The sequence below is a fragment of the Streptomyces sp. SS8 genome, from assembly GCF_054072955.1.
The window spans coordinates 1-16098 of the sequence record NZ_JBSVCZ010000050.1; the positions used below are offsets into that span (position 1 = coordinate 1).

General features: G+C 66.8%; 16 protein-coding genes. 13 read left to right on the forward strand and 3 right to left on the reverse strand.

The window, feature by feature from the left end; translation table 11 throughout:
• The first annotated feature begins 330 nt into the window (after nucleotides 1-330).
• The 5 genes from ACW69E_RS27455 (at nucleotide 331) to ACW69E_RS27475 (ending at nucleotide 4438) form a co-directional block, all read left to right on the forward strand.
• The gene (locus ACW69E_RS27455; RefSeq protein WP_412722245.1) at nucleotides 331-1470 is read left to right on the forward strand and encodes a ParA family protein; all 1140 of its coding nucleotides are present in this window, start codon (nucleotides 331-333) and stop codon (nucleotides 1468-1470) included.
• A complete protein-coding gene (locus ACW69E_RS27460) occupies nucleotides 1467-2414 on the forward strand; it encodes a ParB/RepB/Spo0J family partition protein (protein ID WP_457500986.1) in 948 nt (315 codons plus the stop codon). Before ACW69E_RS27455 ends, ACW69E_RS27460 begins: the two co-directional genes overlap by 4 nt.
• A 401-nt stretch (nucleotides 2415-2815) precedes the next feature.
• Complete coding sequence (locus ACW69E_RS27465; RefSeq protein WP_457500987.1) at nucleotides 2816-3028, forward strand: hypothetical protein; 213 nt, start codon at nucleotides 2816-2818, stop codon at nucleotides 3026-3028.
• A complete protein-coding gene (locus ACW69E_RS27470) occupies nucleotides 3025-3630 on the forward strand; it encodes an RNA polymerase sigma factor (RefSeq protein WP_457500988.1) in 606 nt (201 codons plus the stop codon). The genes ACW69E_RS27465 and ACW69E_RS27470 overlap by 4 nt, the downstream gene beginning before the upstream one ends.
• Nucleotides 3620-4438: a hypothetical protein gene (locus tag ACW69E_RS27475; protein ID WP_457500989.1), complete on the forward strand. Its 819-nt coding sequence runs from the start codon at nucleotides 3620-3622 to the stop codon at nucleotides 4436-4438. Before ACW69E_RS27470 ends, ACW69E_RS27475 begins: the two co-directional genes overlap by 11 nt.
• 273 nt (nucleotides 4439-4711) lie before the next feature.
• Here the strand turns inward: ACW69E_RS27475 and ACW69E_RS27480 are convergent, their stop codons facing one another.
• A complete protein-coding gene (locus ACW69E_RS27480; RefSeq protein WP_457500999.1) occupies nucleotides 4712-5821 on the reverse strand; it encodes a LamG-like jellyroll fold domain-containing protein in 1110 nt (369 codons plus the stop codon).
• Between the two features lie 449 nt (nucleotides 5822-6270).
• Here ACW69E_RS27480 and ACW69E_RS27485 point away from each other — a divergent pair, with 449 nt between their 5' ends.
• The 8 genes from ACW69E_RS27485 (at nucleotide 6271) to ACW69E_RS27520 (ending at nucleotide 12561) form a co-directional block, all read left to right on the forward strand.
• Complete coding sequence (locus ACW69E_RS27485) at nucleotides 6271-6819, forward strand: hypothetical protein (RefSeq protein ID WP_457500990.1); 549 nt, start codon at nucleotides 6271-6273, stop codon at nucleotides 6817-6819.
• Nucleotides 6816-7709 carry a ribosome-inactivating family protein gene (locus ACW69E_RS27490; protein ID WP_457500991.1) on the forward strand — a complete coding sequence of 298 codons (894 nt, stop codon included), beginning with the start codon at nucleotides 6816-6818 and terminating at the stop codon, nucleotides 7707-7709. Before ACW69E_RS27485 ends, ACW69E_RS27490 begins: the two co-directional genes overlap by 4 nt.
• 703 nt (nucleotides 7710-8412) lie before the next feature.
• The gene (locus ACW69E_RS27495) at nucleotides 8413-8739 is read left to right on the forward strand and encodes a hypothetical protein (RefSeq protein WP_457500992.1); all 327 of its coding nucleotides are present in this window, start codon (nucleotides 8413-8415) and stop codon (nucleotides 8737-8739) included.
• The gene (locus ACW69E_RS27500) at nucleotides 8736-9623 is read left to right on the forward strand and encodes a hypothetical protein (RefSeq protein WP_457500993.1); all 888 of its coding nucleotides are present in this window, start codon (nucleotides 8736-8738) and stop codon (nucleotides 9621-9623) included. The genes ACW69E_RS27495 and ACW69E_RS27500 overlap by 4 nt, the downstream gene beginning before the upstream one ends.
• Before the next feature lie 255 nt (nucleotides 9624-9878).
• A complete protein-coding gene (locus ACW69E_RS27505) occupies nucleotides 9879-10427 on the forward strand; it encodes a hypothetical protein (protein WP_457500994.1) in 549 nt (182 codons plus the stop codon).
• 320 nt (nucleotides 10428-10747) lie between these two features.
• On the forward strand, nucleotides 10748-11125 hold the full coding sequence (locus ACW69E_RS27510) for a TIR domain-containing protein (protein ID WP_436734381.1): 378 nt from the start codon (nucleotides 10748-10750) through the stop codon (nucleotides 11123-11125).
• A 3-nt stretch (nucleotides 11126-11128) separates the two neighbouring features.
• Nucleotides 11129-12088: a caspase family protein gene (locus ACW69E_RS27515; protein ID WP_457500995.1), complete on the forward strand. Its 960-nt coding sequence runs from the start codon at nucleotides 11129-11131 to the stop codon at nucleotides 12086-12088.
• Nucleotides 12085-12561 (forward strand): hypothetical protein, encoded by a 477-nt coding sequence (locus ACW69E_RS27520; protein ID WP_457500996.1) that lies wholly within the window; start codon nucleotides 12085-12087, stop codon nucleotides 12559-12561. The genes ACW69E_RS27515 and ACW69E_RS27520 overlap by 4 nt, the downstream gene beginning before the upstream one ends.
• A gap of 109 nt (nucleotides 12562-12670) precedes the next feature.
• Here the strand turns inward: ACW69E_RS27520 and ACW69E_RS27525 are convergent, their stop codons facing one another.
• Both ACW69E_RS27525 and ACW69E_RS27530 read right to left on the reverse strand, forming a co-directional pair.
• Entirely contained in the window at nucleotides 12671-15406 is a 2736-nt protein-coding gene (locus tag ACW69E_RS27525) for a Helicase associated domain protein (protein ID WP_457500997.1), read from the reverse strand.
• A gap of 112 nt (nucleotides 15407-15518) precedes the next feature.
• On the reverse strand, nucleotides 15519-16061 hold the full coding sequence (locus ACW69E_RS27530) for a hypothetical protein (protein WP_457500998.1): 543 nt from the start codon (nucleotides 16059-16061) through the stop codon (nucleotides 15519-15521).
• Nucleotides 16062-16098: the final 37 nt, after the last annotated feature.

The window sequence follows — 16098 nt, forward strand, 5'->3', positions numbered from 1 at the left end:
CCCCCACACAACAACCCCTCGGGGGGGGGGGTTCTGTTCCACCCCCGCCCCTCGTCGGCGCGGCCCGGGGGCCCAACAACCCCCCCTATAACCGCCGCTCACCCTCGGGGCCCCCGCGCGGACGCCAGATGGCGTCCGCGCGGGGCCCTTTTGCGTTGTGAGTGCTTACGGCGTAAGCACCCCGAGCCTCCTTCGCGTCCCGAAGAGTCCCCAGGGGTGCTTACGCCGTAAGCACCCCTGAAAGAAACTTGGAAGAGCTAACGTCAGGCCGTGTAGAAACCGACCTCCGGATACCGGCCGCTGGTGATGGACGGCAGTATGCTGCCGTCCATGGCGACTCCGAACCCGGGAGGTGAGCGGGAGAAGCTGGTATCCAAGCTGCCCGCATCCCTCCGACAGGCACTCAAAGTCCGGGCAGCGCAGCTCAACACCGATGTCCAGGACGCCGTCACCGCCGGCATCCAGTCCTGGCAGGCCCGCACTGAACCGCTCCCCACCGTCGACACCTCTGGTGCCGAGTCCTTCGGCACGTGGCTGCCCGAAGGGCTCTACGACTCCTTCAAGCAGGACTGCAGCGCCCGCGGCGTCTCCTACATCCAAGGCCTCGCCCAAGCCATCGCCCTCTGGCTCGACGAGAACCCAGCCGGGGACAAGCAGCCCACGCGGCGCCTCATCGTCTGCAACCAGAAAGGCGGCGTCGGGAAAACCGCCATCTCCGCCGGCCTCGCCCAAGCCCTCGCCGAGGACGGACAGCGAGTCCTCCTCGTCGACTACGACCCACAAGGCCACCTCTCCCACCAGCTCGGCCTCAGAGCCATCCCCGCCGGCCAGGAAAGCCTGGTCACCCACATGCTCAACCGCGACCAGGCCAAGCACTCCCTGCTCGACCTCACCGTCGCCATAGAGGGCAAGCGGTTCGCCGACCGCCTCCACATCCTCCCGGCCGCGTTCGACGCCTTCCTCCTGGACTCCGGCCTCACCATCTTCCGCGGCCCCCGGCACGCCGCCCTCGAACGCGCCCTCTCCCCGCTCGAGGACCACTTCGACGTCATCGTCATCGACTCCCCGCCCAGCCTCGGGCTCGCCATGGACGCCGGCATCTACTACGGACGCCGCCGCGACGGCGAGAAGCCCGGCTCCTCCGGCCTCGTCATCCCCGTGGAAGCCGAAGACACCTCCGCCCAGGCCTACGGCATGCTCATCAACCAGGTCGTCTCCCTGGTCAAGGACTACGACGTCGACGTCGACCAGCTCGGCCTGGTCGTCAACAAGTACGACTCCCGCCGCGGTTTCATCGCCACCTCCTCCCTGGAGAAGTGGAAGGCCCTGGGCACCCCGCCCGTCCTCGCGGTCATCCCCGACCTCAAGGAACAACGCGAAGCAGTCCGGCTGCAGAAGCCACTCCTTGGCTACGCACCTGAATCCGACCAAGCCCACAACATGCGCCAGATCGCCAGGGGGCTCGCATGAGCAAGGCCGACGCCCTCGGCGGATCCGCCACCTTCGACGCGGTCGCCCAGCCCCTCAGCAGCCGAGCCGCCTCCTTCGCCGCGTTCGCCGGCCACAACACCACCAGCACAGACGACACCAGCACCGGCCTGGACACCCCGCGGCTCCGCGTCGACCAGCTCGCCCGCAACCCCTACAACCCGAGGGAAGAACTCAAGGCCATCGAGGAGATGGCCGACAGCCTCACCGGGCGAGGCGTCATCCAACCCCTCACCGTCGTCACCCGCCAGGCCTTCCTCGAAGCCCACCCCGACCACGACGACGCCCTCGACCCTGCCGAGTACGTCGTCGTCGATGGCAACCGCCGCCTCGAGGGCGCCAAACTCGCCGGCCTCGACGACGTCCCCGTCCACATCGACGACTCCCTCGCCGAGAACGCCGACACCCTCCTGGAGACCGCCCTCACCGCGGCCGTCCAGCACGAGAACCTCGACCCGCTCGACGAAGCCAAAGCACTCCAGCGCCTGGTCGAAGTCCACGGCTCCCAGCGCGCCGTCGCCAGAGCCCTCGGCAAGTCCAGCGGGTGGGTCACTCAGCGCCTGGCCCTTCTGAAGCTCATCCCCGACCTGCAGAAGGCCGTCGAAGACAAGAGCCTCCCGGTCGAGGTGGCCCGCCGCGTCGGGCAGCTCCCCGAGCAACAGCAGCACGACGCCGCCCAGGAAGCCCTCACAGAGCGCACGGAGAACAAGAAGCGCCGACGACAGCTCTCCCGTGGTGCTTACGTCGTAAGCACCACCTCCCCTGCGCCAGGCTCGGGCGAGGGGAAGAAGCCGGACGTCACCACGGACGCGTCCTTCTCGCCTCCGCCGGTACAGGAGAAAGACCTGCCAGCTCTGGCAGAGGATCTCCGCAGCCGCCTGACCGCAGACCAGCTGGAGAAGCTGATCGAACTGCTCATGACGTAGCTACTGATCCGAGCCGTCCCGCACCGCGGCCGACGCGACATCGTGGGGGTGCTTACGCCGTAAGCACCCCCACGACGCATGACGGGAGCGAGGACGCCAGCCATGTGACGTGGATCACGCGACTGGCGTCGAGGCGAACAGCCAGCCCGGAGCAGCGATCAGCTGCCGGGAAGCGGCAGGAGAAAACCCGCTGGTCAGAGGGGACAGAAGGGGAGGCACAGACGAAGAGGGCTTTCGCCTGGCATGTGCCGTAACCGGGCGGTCGCTTAACGTATAAAAACCTGGGATGGGGCTTCAACGATCGGGCACCCAAACGGCTTAGCTGGTCACCGAGAGCAAAGAATCTCTCCAGCGCCAGTGCGGGGAACAGGCGCTGCCCAGACCAACGAGAAGGACCTCTCGTGATCGACGACGCTGTCCGCAGCGCGCTGGTGATCGCCATCGCACTGCGCCTGTTCACCCCCGACCTCTGCGCCCTGGCCCGGTGGCTGCTGGGCACCGGAGTCCGAGTCGGCGCCGCCTCACTGGCCGAACAGCACCACCACCGCCGACACGCCAGGACAACCACGCTCCTGCCGCCCCACCCGGCCTCCGACGAGCGGGGGCAGGCGTGAGCTTCGAACCGGAGCCCCTGGCCGACCCGGCCGTCAGCGAACTGACCGTGCAACTGCCCGCCGCGTTCTGGGCCTTCCACCGCCAGTACTACGGCGCCTACCGCGAATACGCCCGCCTCCAGCTCGGCGACGCCCACACCGGCTCCCAACTCGCCCACCGGGTCTTCATGCACCTGGCGATGAACTGGGCCGGCCTGATGGAAGAGGAGAACCCGGCCGCCTGCGCGTGGGCACTCCTCAAAGAGGCCGTCGCCGCGGAACTGGAGCTCCAGGGCCGCCAGGCGGCGATAGGCGACACCGCCGTGCTGACCCGGGTCACCCGCGCGGTCCTGGAGTCCTACCGCCAGCAGTTCGCCGCGATGGAAACCGCCCTGGGCCTGTACAACGCCATCGCCCGCCTCCCCGAGCGGCAGTTCGACGTGGTCATCCTCCAGCACGTACTCGGCTACACCACCGAACGCACCGCCCAGGTCATGGGCGTCAGCGAGGGAACCGTGCGCTCCCACTGCTTCCACGCCCGAAGGAAACTGGCCAAGGAACTCCAGCTCGGCCTCGGCCGGGAACCCGTAGAGCACCGGGGAGACCGCGACGATGAGGAGTGAGGAACCGGTGGACCACAGCATCGACGACCTCCTGTCCTACGCCCAGATCGGCGAACGCGTCACCGAGGAGGACATCGCCGCCTCCCGCCACCAGATCGAACGCGAGATCGCCGCCACCATCTGGCAAGGCGCCCTGTCGTGCGAATCCTCCGCCCACACCGCCAACACCTACCTGGGCCGCACCCCCTCCCCGGACCGGACCCGCCCGCGCACCCACCTGGGCACGGCCCTGCACGCCCAGGCCGCCCAGGACCTGCGCACCATCTCCACCCTGGTCATCCGCGACACCCACGCCGCCCAGCACATCGCCTGGCTCGCCACCGCCGGACGCGTCGAACCCGAAGGCGCCCTCGTCTTCGCCTGCCTGCTCCACCTCGCCCACCGGGACGAAGCCGCCCAGTGGTGGTGGCAGTTCAGCGCCGGAGCCGGCAGCACCACCTCCGCCCTGTGCCTGTACCTGATGCACATGCAACGCGGAGAACTCCGCGACGCCGACCACTGGGCCGCCCAAGCCGCCGAACTCGAACGCCTGGAGATGACCACCGGCCGACCCGCCCACCGCCCCCGGATGCGCCTGCACTCCTGGGAAGGCCGCTGGTCCCGGCCCACCTGGATGGTCTCGCGCACCCTGACCGAACTCCACGACGACACCACCGCCCCCGGCCACACACCACCCGGCACCGGGCTGCTCTCCCGCTCCCTCACCGCCGCCGTACGCCGCCTCAAGGCCGACTGCGACGAAGAGATCGGCGAGTTCCTCCGCCCCGACGCGGAACTGGCAGCCCAACTCCAACACAGCCACTCGTGACACCGCCGGTTGAAGCAGGAAGAAACCCGCGGAAGCACTCCGCACGCCGGGCCCTGCAGGGACATGCTCCGCTGTTCAACTCTGCGGCCCGGCGCCGGTTCACGGCAGGGACTGCTGCAGAACCTGGTGCGCGCCCACCAGGGCGTCACACGGTGCTACTACCTTCACGTGCCCTTCGGGGAGAAGATGCTCCGGCACGCGCCGAAACCAGATGCCGAGTACCTTGCGCACGTCAACTTGCGACGACTCCGAACCTCATTCTGAAATGATCAGTTAGCCGAGCGCTTTGATCTCGTCCGGGGTAAGGGCCTTGTCGAAGACCTGGACTTTCTTGATGCTACCGGGGAAAAAGTCTTTGTACGTGTCGCCGTACTCGCGCGCGAGGCCGGCGCCTCCGATGATCAGTTGGTCTGCTTCTGACTCGGGCACAGCAATGTTCACGCTGTCGTCCGCGCCGACCTGTTTTCCGTCGACGTGAAGAGTCAGCGTGCCTCTGTCGCACACGCCGACAAGGTGCGTCCAGCGATGGGGTATGGCTTCGACGGATGACTGCACGCGAAACGCGTCCTTAGGCCCGGAGAAAGCCCAGCGATTGGGTGTCGCCCAGTACTGCAAGAAGAAAGCGGTCAGGTCCCCTGCGGACTGGCTGACGACGGTGGCGAACTCCGATGCCGGATCCGGTGTGTCGAGCCATGCCCATGCGGAGACGGTGTAGCTGTGGCCCGGGCCGGTCTTGAGTACCGGCCCGGCGGTGGTCACCAGGCTGCTGCGACCGTCGAATAGGGCGGCCCGACTGCTGCCGTTGCCCCAGCCCACCGCTGTCGCAGTGCCGTCGTAGCTGCCTGCGGTGTCCTTCGCGACCTTCGCTTCTCCACGCTCGTTGAGCGGCCACGCGGCAACCGGTTCGGGTGTGCTGTCCCGCGTCAGGTATATGCCGGTGGACACGCTGGCCGCGACGATAGCGGCGACTGCGCCGAGGACAACGGTCCGACGCGTGGGGACCCGTGGAACGTCCTGCCGGATCTCCAGGGAGGCGGCCGGGCCAAGTGACATCGGAGGGACTGCGCCGTCCGGCCGGTCAGCGAGCGGCACCGTGTGCCGGGAGTCGGTCTGCGTATCTCGGGTGACGGGAGCTGTCGGCACGGAGGATGCGCGGTGTGCGTATGCCCTGGCCCATCGGCGGTGCAACTCGCTCAGTTCGGCGGGGGTGGCCTTGCACAGGCGGGCGAAGCGCTCGATGGGAGCGTAGTCGGCGGGCACGCTGGCGCCGCGGCAGTACCGGTGGAGTGTGGAGGGGCTCATCCTCAGCCGCTTGGCAAGGGCGCTGTAGCTGAAGGGAGTGCGCTCCTTCAGCTCCTGGAGAAGCTCCGCCAAGCCACCCACTTCGGTATCCGTCACAACTGCCCCTGTTTATCTGATGTCCGGGATCCGGGCATCTTGCCGTGCTGTGTTGCTTCAGAGGCTATCCCACCGATCCGCATCCCTGCAGGACAACCGGGGTGGAACGTTCTGATATCCCATTCCCCCTCGGACCGCTGGTGATGTGAGGGCCGCTTCGGTCAAGGTGGGATGGCCACCACGGCAAGACCGCCTCCATTTCCGTGCAGCGGTCCGCCGGCTGACGTCTCCCACAGGCGACGACCGATGCGACTTCCACAGTGCGGCAGCGACGAGCACGGACACGTGTTCGGGAATAGCTGCTCCGGAAACAGTGCGGACGGGATGCCTTCTGGTGGAGGTACGAGTAGCGGCGAGTCTTCGGTGCAGCGGTGGAGCAGACGCCGCACTGATCGGGATGGGACGGCCCCGTCCCCGAAGCGAGGGAAAACTGTATGAAAAGAATGAACGTTCGGCGCATGATTGCAGCCGGCGCCTTTGTCATCGTCGCGGCCACGGCAAGCGTTGCTTCGGGGCCTGGCAGTTCGGTGGGACAGGTCAATGCCGAGCCTGGCGTGCCCGCCGCCGAGGAGCGTCACCGAGGTGAGGAACAGGCCGCGACGGACCACGCTTCGTTGTCCGCGCGATCTTCAGCGGTATCCGACACGGGTCTCTCGCGAGCCATCAACACGGACTTCCTGATCGTCGACGCGGCACCAGGGCAGGCAACTGGCATGACCGGTGTATCCGTTCACTGGAGCGGCCCTTCCCACCGCAACCCGTACTCGGAGTGGGACTGGATCGAGATCCTCGAGGGTGGCTCGCGGGTGGCATGGAACTGGGTGTGCCCCAAGAAGGAGAATCACTGCGACGGCGCCTATGGGGCGACGTTCGTCAACACAGGCGACCTGAAACCTGGCAAGAAATTCACCATCAAGTACTGGTCCAAAGGCGGATGGGTCTTCAAGGGCACACTGCGTGCCGAGGCGGAGTTCGTCTCGTGAGCGCCCCGAAAGGAATCACTCGGTTCTGGATTCGCGCCGTGGCCGGAATCACCACGCTGATGCTTTCCACCTCGTGGATCCACCCCGGCTCCGCGGTGGCGGCGACAGAAGCCCCTGCTCGGGTGGCAATGCGCACGACGAGCGTGGAGCAGTCCGACCCCGCACTGGACTTCGCTCTTGAGGTTCAGAGGTTGATCTTCAGGATGCGCGCGAACTTCGCGGATTCCGATCCGACACCGGTCGGGCCTCACGGGTTCACCCATATGCTCATCGGAAGGGGCGGTGTGGGAAATCGGAACTGGGGCTTTGTGGGGGTCGGCCACCTCAACGGCGCCGATGCCGATGACGTTGAGCTCGTGGTGGACCCGGAAGACCTGTACATCCGGGGATTCTATCGGCGGTCCAACAACACTCTTTACCACTTCCGGGGAGCCGGGGTTCCCCCCGGACTCATCCGAAGTGCGCACAACAGAGTTGAGCTCGGCTTTCCCGAGACCTATCGTCGCCTCGAGACAATCACGGTCGATCGAAGCGGAATTCAGGCAGCCGTCGACAACCTGTTGCACAACACCGACACAGGCCGGGGCAGTGCGCTCCAGGGCGCACTGGAGATCATGGCCGTCACACTCGCGGAAACCGCCCGTAACGGGATCGTTAACCGCGAGGTCTACAACGCGCTTCGCCAGGATGGTGCATGGCAGGTTGGCGCACATGCCGAGGTCATCAACAGTTGGAACCACATGGGCGGTGACATCAGGGCCGCACTGGCAGACGGCGACTGGGACCGAGAGCGCGGACAATATGTTCTCGACGGCCAGCATGGCGGGCTCCGTCGGGCTTACCCCGCCGCGTTTCTGCTCGGGGTCGTCCACCTGATCAAGAGGCAGTAGAGCTTCGAGGCGGCGGCCGCACGGTTCGGTTGCGACGAGCCGCCAGCCTCGATCCTTCGTGACGGTCCGCCGGTGTCTTCGGCGGGCCGTTTCGGCTGTTCGTGCTGGTGGTGGCCAGGCTCGGTTGCGACTCAGGGCACGCGGAGGGCACGAAGCCCTGGATACGGTCCGGACAACAAACAAACCCCAGGCCGATGAACTGGGGTTTCTCTGTGGAACGGGTGACGAGATTCGAACTCCCGCTCAGCATGGGAAGCGACGGCGCTCGCGCCGGCTCCATGGCTCCGACCAGCGCATCCTCACCGGCCTGGCCCACCTCGCCGCGGCCGCTGCCCTCACCGCACTTCCCCTGTGAGCCACAAGGCCCCTCGCACGGACGCTCCGGCGCCCGCGCGAGGGGCCTTTCGTGCGTTCGGGGCGCTGCTCTCCGACCGGCCTGCACAGGCCCGTCCGGACTCTGCTGCCCGTACCCCCGGGCGTGGGACGATGCGGGGCGACGCAGCAGACACGACAGGAGAGACGGCCATGCTCGATGACGATGACGTGCCTCCCATCGACTGGGAGGCCCTGGCCAACACCTACGTCGTCGCCAACGGCAAAGGCGGCGTCGGGAAGACCACCCTCGCGTCCAACTGGGCAGCATCTCCCGCCAGTTCCAACTGGTCCGCAAAGCAGTCAACCCCACCTGCGGCTCCTGGGCGTTGTGCTCTTCGGCAGCGGCAGCGCCTCCAAGCAGATCCACCGTCGGGCCCGCACCTGGGTCGCCGAAGAACTCGGTGACGACGCCTACCTGTTCGACACCATCGTCCGCTACTCCGAAGCAGTCGGACAGGACGCGCGCCACCACGGCCGCCTGGTGCACGAATTGGAGGAAGCCGTAGCCAGCAACCCCAAGTTCTGGGATCTGCGCTCCGGCCGCGCCGGCACCGACACCACCGTGGTGTCCGCCACGTCCGTCTCCGTGGCCGAAGACCTGGCTAACCTCGCCCGGGAGATCCTGACTCGCGCCGCTGAAGAGGACGCCGCATGACCGAGACCGAAACCACCGCCGATCGCTTCGGCCTGTCCGCGCCTCCACGCCGCTCCCGCGGCCTGGCGAACCTGGCACGCAAGAAGCCCGCCGCGCAGGAAACCGCCCCGTTCACCCTCGACACCATCCCAGACAGCAGCTCCGAAACCGGCCCCGACCCGGCCGCCCTCACCGAGGCCGAACGCGCGGACCTCACCACCTGCCAGACAGTCCTCCAACAGCACCACGCCTCGTTCTGGCTCACCGGCAAGGCGCTGGAGACCATCAACAAGCGCCGCCTCTACCGCGCGGACCACCCCACCTTCGAAGCGTTCCTCGACACCTGGGACATCACCCCGGCCGACGCCTACCGCATGATGAACGGCTGGCCGCTGGCCCACCGCCTCCTGCACGACGTCCCCAAGCTGACCCGCTCCCACGTCGAAGCGCTCCTGCCCGTCGTGGACCGCTACGGCGTCGAAGCCGCCGCCACCCTCCACGCCCTGCTGCGCGACTCCCTGCCCAGGGTCACCGCCGCCGCCATCACCCAGGTCGTCCGGGAATTGCCCGGCCCCGGCGAGGGAGACGACCCCGCGCAGCAGATCCACCGACAGGCCCAGCGAGTCCTCACCGCCTCCGAAGACGACTCGAACGAGGGGGAGGGAGACAAGAGCACGGGAAAGACCGTGACGCCTGCCGACACCCAACTGCGCCAAGCGGTGAAGCAGCGCGCTCTCCAACTCGCCGACGACCTCAAACGAAGCCGCTTCTCCACCGGGGAACTGAACCGGGCACTGGCAGAAGCGTTCGCCGACCCGGAAGACGACCGTGTCTACCGAGCCGTTCGGCGCTGGATGAAGGACCGCGAGAAGACAGAAGACCAGGCCACAGAGACAGAGAGCTAGTCTTCCAAATTTGGAAGAAACCGTTCGACGGGAATCGAACGATAGGCGACGCTCGCGCCCCGCAGGGGACCCCAGCCGCCGTTGGCGCTCACCTTTCGCTGCCTCCCAGCTCGGCTGTGAATCTGGGAGGCAGCCCGCTTCACCACTTCGCTCGCCGAGCGTCACGCCTGCCTGTCACGCACGCTGACTTGCGGAGACAACACATCTCTCGAAGAGGCGACACAGGAGGTCAGCCCTGCCTCGTACGCTCAGGGCATGACGATGACACCGCAGGATCTTGAGGCCCAGGAGGCGACCCTGGAGCTGATCAATGCTGAGATCGCGGCGCGCATGGTGCGGCAGGCGGAGTCAGGCGCGAAGGTAGACACGAAGGCGATCTTCCTGGTGGGGTTCGCGGCCACAGCCACGCAGTTTCTGGCTTCCCGAAGCTTTGAGTCATACACCGGTATTGCGGCCTTTGCCGCATATGCGGTCGCCGTTGGCTTCGGTATCTCGATCTTCAACCTCGCCGAGTACGAAGACATCGAGCCCCGAAAGGTCCTGGACGATTGTGGACGGTCCTCGAAGGGCGTAGCGCTGATGGCTCTTGCCGCTACGAGAGTGGGCATGTTCGAGAAGAATGGGAAGGTGCACACGCGGAAGACGCGACGGTGGACGGTTAGCCTGGTCGCCGTCGTGATCGGGATCTGCCTCTCAACTGTCGCCATCGTGCTGCACAATGCTGGCCATGACAGACACACAGAACCAGGGAAACCAGTCCCCGCCTCCTCCACCTCCGCCCCCGCCTCCTCCCAGCCTCACTGACACCTTCGCTAATCCGGCGCTCGTGGGTACGGAGAAGAGGGGCGAGACGAAGCCAGCGCGGCGTAAGGCCGCCAGGAGGCGCTCCACCGAACAACGCTGACACGTCGCCTGGGCCAGGATCGTCTCTGCCAGGCAAGGCACTTGCCTGGCAGAGACCCCTACCTCTCTGATCCTGGCAGCGAGCCATGCCCGGTGCTTCCGAGCGCGGCTTCCCTACCTCGTTGAAACTGATCGCGTCAAGAACAGCCTTGCTGTCAGGGGTAGGGGATAACCTACTTGGAGTACACACCCCCTTACAGCATCCCGAGAAGTGAGCGACTGTGACAACCAAGACCATCTTCGTGGCCTTCGCGATGGAGGACGAAGCGTCCCGCAACCTCTTCACCGGTCAGCGAGTGCACCCTGACACTCCGTTTGAGTTCACCGACATGTCAGTGAAGGAGCCGTACCTGACTGAGTGGAAGCAGCGTGTCCTCACCCGGATTCGGCGTTCCGACGGTGTCATCGCGCTCATCAGCAGCAGCACGCCCAAGGCGACCGGCCAACTGTGGGAGATTTCCTGCGCTGTTTCCGAGGGCAAGCCACTCCTTGGGATCTGGCTGGAAGACAACTATCGCGTGAAGCCGGCGCAGATGGGATCGGCGCCGTGTAAGACCTGGACCTGGGACAACGTTTCCAACTTCATCGACTCGGTCTGAGCTATGAAGCGCGCACTTCTGGTTGGTGTCGACCGATACGACAGCTTTCCTCAGCTTGGTGGCTGTGTGAACGACGTATCTGCTCTACACCCGCTGCTAGCCAGAAACGAAGATGACTCTCCAAACTTCGACTGCCGTCTGGCTACGGCACCCCAGGCCGGGCAACCCATCCAGCGCGACGAGCTGCTCGACATGCTCGATAGTCTTCTGGCCCCCGGATCAGACTTTGCGCTGTTTTACTTTGCAGGGCACGGGGCACCGCAGAACGGTGACGTCACTCTAGTGACCTCAGACGGTACCGATGTGACGCCCGGCGTCAGGTTCACCGAGGTTATTGAACGCATCGTTCGCAGCGATGTGAAAGAGACCGTCGTAGTCCTGGACTGTTGTTTCTCCGGCGGTGCAGCGACGATCGCCGCTCTTGGCACCGATCAGTCGTTCCTTCCGAAGGGTACGACAGTGCTGACCGCAAGCAGAAGCGACCAGGTCTCTGTAGAAACAGCAGAGGGACGGGGCCAGTTCTCGAGCTACTTCGAAGGCGCCCTCGAAGGGGGTGCTGCTGATGTCCTCGGGCACGTGAACGTCTCGGGCCTGTACGCCTACCTGGCTGAGTCGTTCGGAGCCTGGGAACAGCGTCCCACGTTTAAGGCGAACATCGACCGACTTCACGACATCCGCGTTTGCAACCCACGGGTTCCGCTGCCAGTGCTTCGAAAGCTCACACAGTGGTTCCCCTATCCTGACTATGTGCTCCCGCTCGATCCCTCATACGAGCCAACCGAAGAGCCGGAACACCCGGAGAATGAGGCCATATTCGCAGGACTGCAGAAGTACCGCGCCTGCCGTCTCATCGACCCTGTTAGAGAGGAGCATCTCTACTACGCAGCTATGAGATCCACAGGGTGCGTCCTCACCCCGCTCGGAAAACACTATTGGCAACTCGTCCAGGCAGGCCGCGTATGACTCGCATCGGTATCACGGGCCACCAGGGGCTACCCAATGCTGCGGTTTCCTTCGCTATAGAGAAGATTCGCGAGCTCCTTGCTGAAGCGGCGTCACCGTTGAATGGATTTGGCAGCCTCGCCGAAGGCGCCGATCAGTTGTTCGCTCGCGAGCTACTTGCTGCGGGGGGATCCTTGCACGTCGTCATCCCAGCAAGCGGATATGAGGACACATTTTCTGAGGATGACAAGAGAACCTACTTTGCCTTGCTCAACCAAGCTGCTGAGGTGACGCGCCTCAACTATTCGAGCCCAAGCGAAGAAGCGTACGACGCAGCTGGCCAGTGGGTCGCAAATCACTGCGAGGTGCTAATTGCGATCTGGGACGGTGAACCATCGCGTGGGCTGGGAGGAACTGCCGACGCAGTGGCTCACGCGCGCAAGCTTGGCCGCGCCGTACATGTGGTTTGGCCTCCGGGAGTACGCAGAGCATGATCTACCAACGAGCAGTATGATCCTCTGCGGCTAGGGGCCACTTGATAAAAGTAGCCCCCAGCCGCGCGACGTATTTAGCGCCAGAGGTCTCGGTGTCTGGTTGTGATTCTTACACCCCCAGCTCCTCCAGCGCGGCGGCGCGTTCGGCGTCCAGCTTGTCTCGCCTCTGGCGTTGGTTGTTGATCCATACTCCGAGCTTGATCGGGTGTCCTTGCCCGGTCTCGTCGTGGATGGCTTCGACCCACTTGCGGGGCACTTTCACGTGTCCTTCCCGTGCCTGGTATTGGCGGAGTGCGGCGAGTGCGCGGTCCCAGGGTGTGGTGTCGGCGGGCACTGTCACTGTTCCTGCTGTTTCCGCTGTCTGGTCTCCGGCGCCGGCTTCACGACCCGGCGCTACCGCGGTCGGATGAACGCCCAGCGCCTCCAGGCGCTCGCGCTGCCCGTCGGCCAGCTGCTGCCATCCGGTGCGTTGCCGGGCCAGCCACAGCCCGACGTCCTCCCCGCCGACGGTGACGCCGGGCCGGATCTCCTCCAGGGTGGCGCCGCCGTCGATGCAGGCCCGCACGGCCGCGTACTGCCGCTGCCAGTCGACCGTCCAGCCCTTCTCCGCGGGATTCCAGTCCGGGTCGATCTGGGCCAGCCGGGCGGCCCGCTGCGCCGCCCGCTCCGGGTCCTTGCCCAGCCCCTGGGGACGGCGGCAGTTGGTGAGCCACTGACCGATGGGCCGGCCTTCGGCCACCGCCGTCCGGGGCGCGCACAGCGTGCCGTGGACGGCGAAGTAGGCCCGTGCCGCGGCGAGGTTCTCCTCGAACGCCGCGTCCGGCACCGACCACACCATCCCGGCCTCCTCCAGCAACTCCACCCGCCATTTCGCCAGCGTTCCGGCCCGGTAGGCACGCCGCTGTTCGCTGATCCATGCCCCGAGGGGGAAGGTGCCGACGCGGGCGTCCAGCGGCACCGCTACCGGCCTGGCCGCACGCCCCACACCACCGCCCTGCTCCTGGCCCTCGTGCTCACCGCCGCGCTCCTCGAACTCGTGCCCCTGGTCCCCGTCCTCGTCTCCGTTCTGTTGCTGGTGCCAGGTGCGCAGGGCGTTGAGGCCGGCGAGCCAGACCTGGGATTCGGGCCGGATGACACGGGTGCGCACGAACTGCGCGACCAGCTGCGGGTCGCGGGGCGTGGAGAACCGCAGCAGCGGCACCTCCTCCAGTGCTCCCTCATCCCCACCCTCGCCACCACCACCGCCGCGGGCGGGGTCGAGGTCGGCCACCGACGCGGGCCGACCGCGACTGGGCGCGGACGCAACCGCCAGCTGCTCCACGACCGCCTCCGAGTGACTGCGCAGCCCCTGCAGAACAGCCACCAACGGCTTGTACGAGGCGGAGGCCAGCATGTCGTCCGGCGCCTCACCCGGCTCCAAGAACACCGGCACCACCAACCGCGCGACCTTGCCCTGGCCGGGCTTCTGGCGCAGCGCCCGGCCGACGGCCTGGACGATGTCGACGGCCGATCCGCGCACGTCCGCGAAGAGGACACCGTCGACACCACGTCGGCCGGTGATGTCGACGCCCTCGCCTAGGACGCGCACGTTCGCCAGCACCGCCAGCTCGGTCTCCCACCCCTGCTCATCAACCCCGTCGGCGAACCGGCCCAGCACCGCCCGGCGGTGGGCGGGCTCATGCTCCCCGCACAGCCAGTCGGCCCATACCCGCCGCGGATAGGTCGCCGGATCCTCCTCGTGCAGCCGGGCCGCGGTGCCCGGCAGGGCCCGCGCGAAAGACATCGCTTCCACCGTGCGGTGGTGGAAGCTGATCAGCGACCGCACTCCCGTCTCAGCGGCGTGCTTGACCAGCGCGGCCTGCAAGGCGGCCAGGCGCCGGCCCCGCCGTTCCTCCTCGCTCCCGCCGTCGCCCAGGTCCGGTGGGCGGATCTCGAGGACGTCGATCTCGAACCGGGCCAGGATGCCCCGGTCGATGGCCTCGGTGAGGGAGAACGTGAAGACATGTGGCCCGTACAGGCGCTCGTCGTCCATGCTCGCGACCAACTGCCCGGGGACAGCCGCAACGGCCTCCGAGGCGCCCTCTGCTGCCTTACTGGTGCCTCTCGGGGCTGTGGTCTCCTGAGTCCCGCCCCGGTTCTCTGTGGCTTCCTGGGCCCTGTTCCCGCCCTCTGTGGTCTCTGTCTCGCCCGAGCGTCCGGCAGGCTCCCAGATGCGTGGTGTGGCGGTGAGGTACAGCCGTCGCGCTGCCGGGATCCGTGCTTGGTCGTGGATGGCGGCCCAGGGCTTGGCCAGATCTCCACTGGTTCGGTGCGCCTCATCGACCACCGCCAGCCCGAACGGTGCCAGTTGCTGCCCGTAGGCGCCCTGGAGGGCGGCCTCCAGCGGTCCGGGCACCTGGACCGGCTCCCCGCCGGGATCGTCCGGGCTGGGGTCCTGGCGGGGCGCGAGAGAGGCGTAGGTGGCGAACACGACCGCCGGCCCGGTCCCTGCCCACAGTGCCAACCGGATCGGGTTGGTGGTGCACCGCACCCCCAACGCCTCCAGCGCCTTGTCTCCTTCCAGGGAGCACACCGCGACCGCCGGGCCGGTGTGGCCGGCCATCCGCCACGCCTGGACCGTCTGGGTGAGCAGGTCCAGGGTGGGCACCATGACCAGCACCCGACCCCGCGGTTCCAGGCGGCGCGCGGCCTCGGCGGCGATCAGGGTCTTGCCCGCTCCGGTGGCGGCTACCGCCGTGGCCCGCAACCCCTCCGCCGGCACTTCGCGTCCTGCGCGGTATTCCAGCGCCCGGACAATCGCGTCGACCGCTTCCACTTGATGCGGCCGAAGCCTGATACCCGCCACGAAGATCCCTCCCGTCCTTTTCCTTTTCCTCTTGATGCGGTCTGCGCTTTTTCGTGTCCGGAAGTCGATGCGAATGCGTTCCGCAGAAGAACAGGCTTGAATTCCTGTCAGGTCACCTCTCGGTGTCACTCGCGGCGAACGGTGTCACCTCGATCAGTCCTTCGCTGGTGGTGCGGGCGCGCTCGGCGAGCAGGCCGACCAGGCGCTGCGGGGTGACGCCCTGAGTGGCGGCATAGGTCCGCAGTTGCCGGGAGGTCTCCGCATCCAGCGGGAAATCCAGCACCAGCTCACCGGCGCGATCCTGCCGGGCCTGCGCCCGGCGCTCCCGCACGGCCTCCTCCCCTCGAGCCCGCTCCAGGCGAGCGGCCTGCCCCTCGCGCGCCCACCGCACCGCCGTGGGATCACGCTCCGGCTCGTAAGTCCCCAGGCCCTCTTCCTCCATCACGTATCCGATGCGGCGCCATTCGGTGTGCTCGGCCACCGCGATACCGATAGCGCGGGCATCCTCGTCACTCTCGCAGACCTTCGAGCGAATCCGCTCCCGCATGCACGCCTCGTCCGTGGCCTTCTGGACCTGCTCCACCGTCAGGCCCGTCGCCGTGTGCCGCACCGCTGCGCGTGCGCGAATTTTCGGTCCCTCCCACTCGTCGTGCACGGGCCGGTTCCTCGCCTTCCGGGGGTGGTGTGTTTTT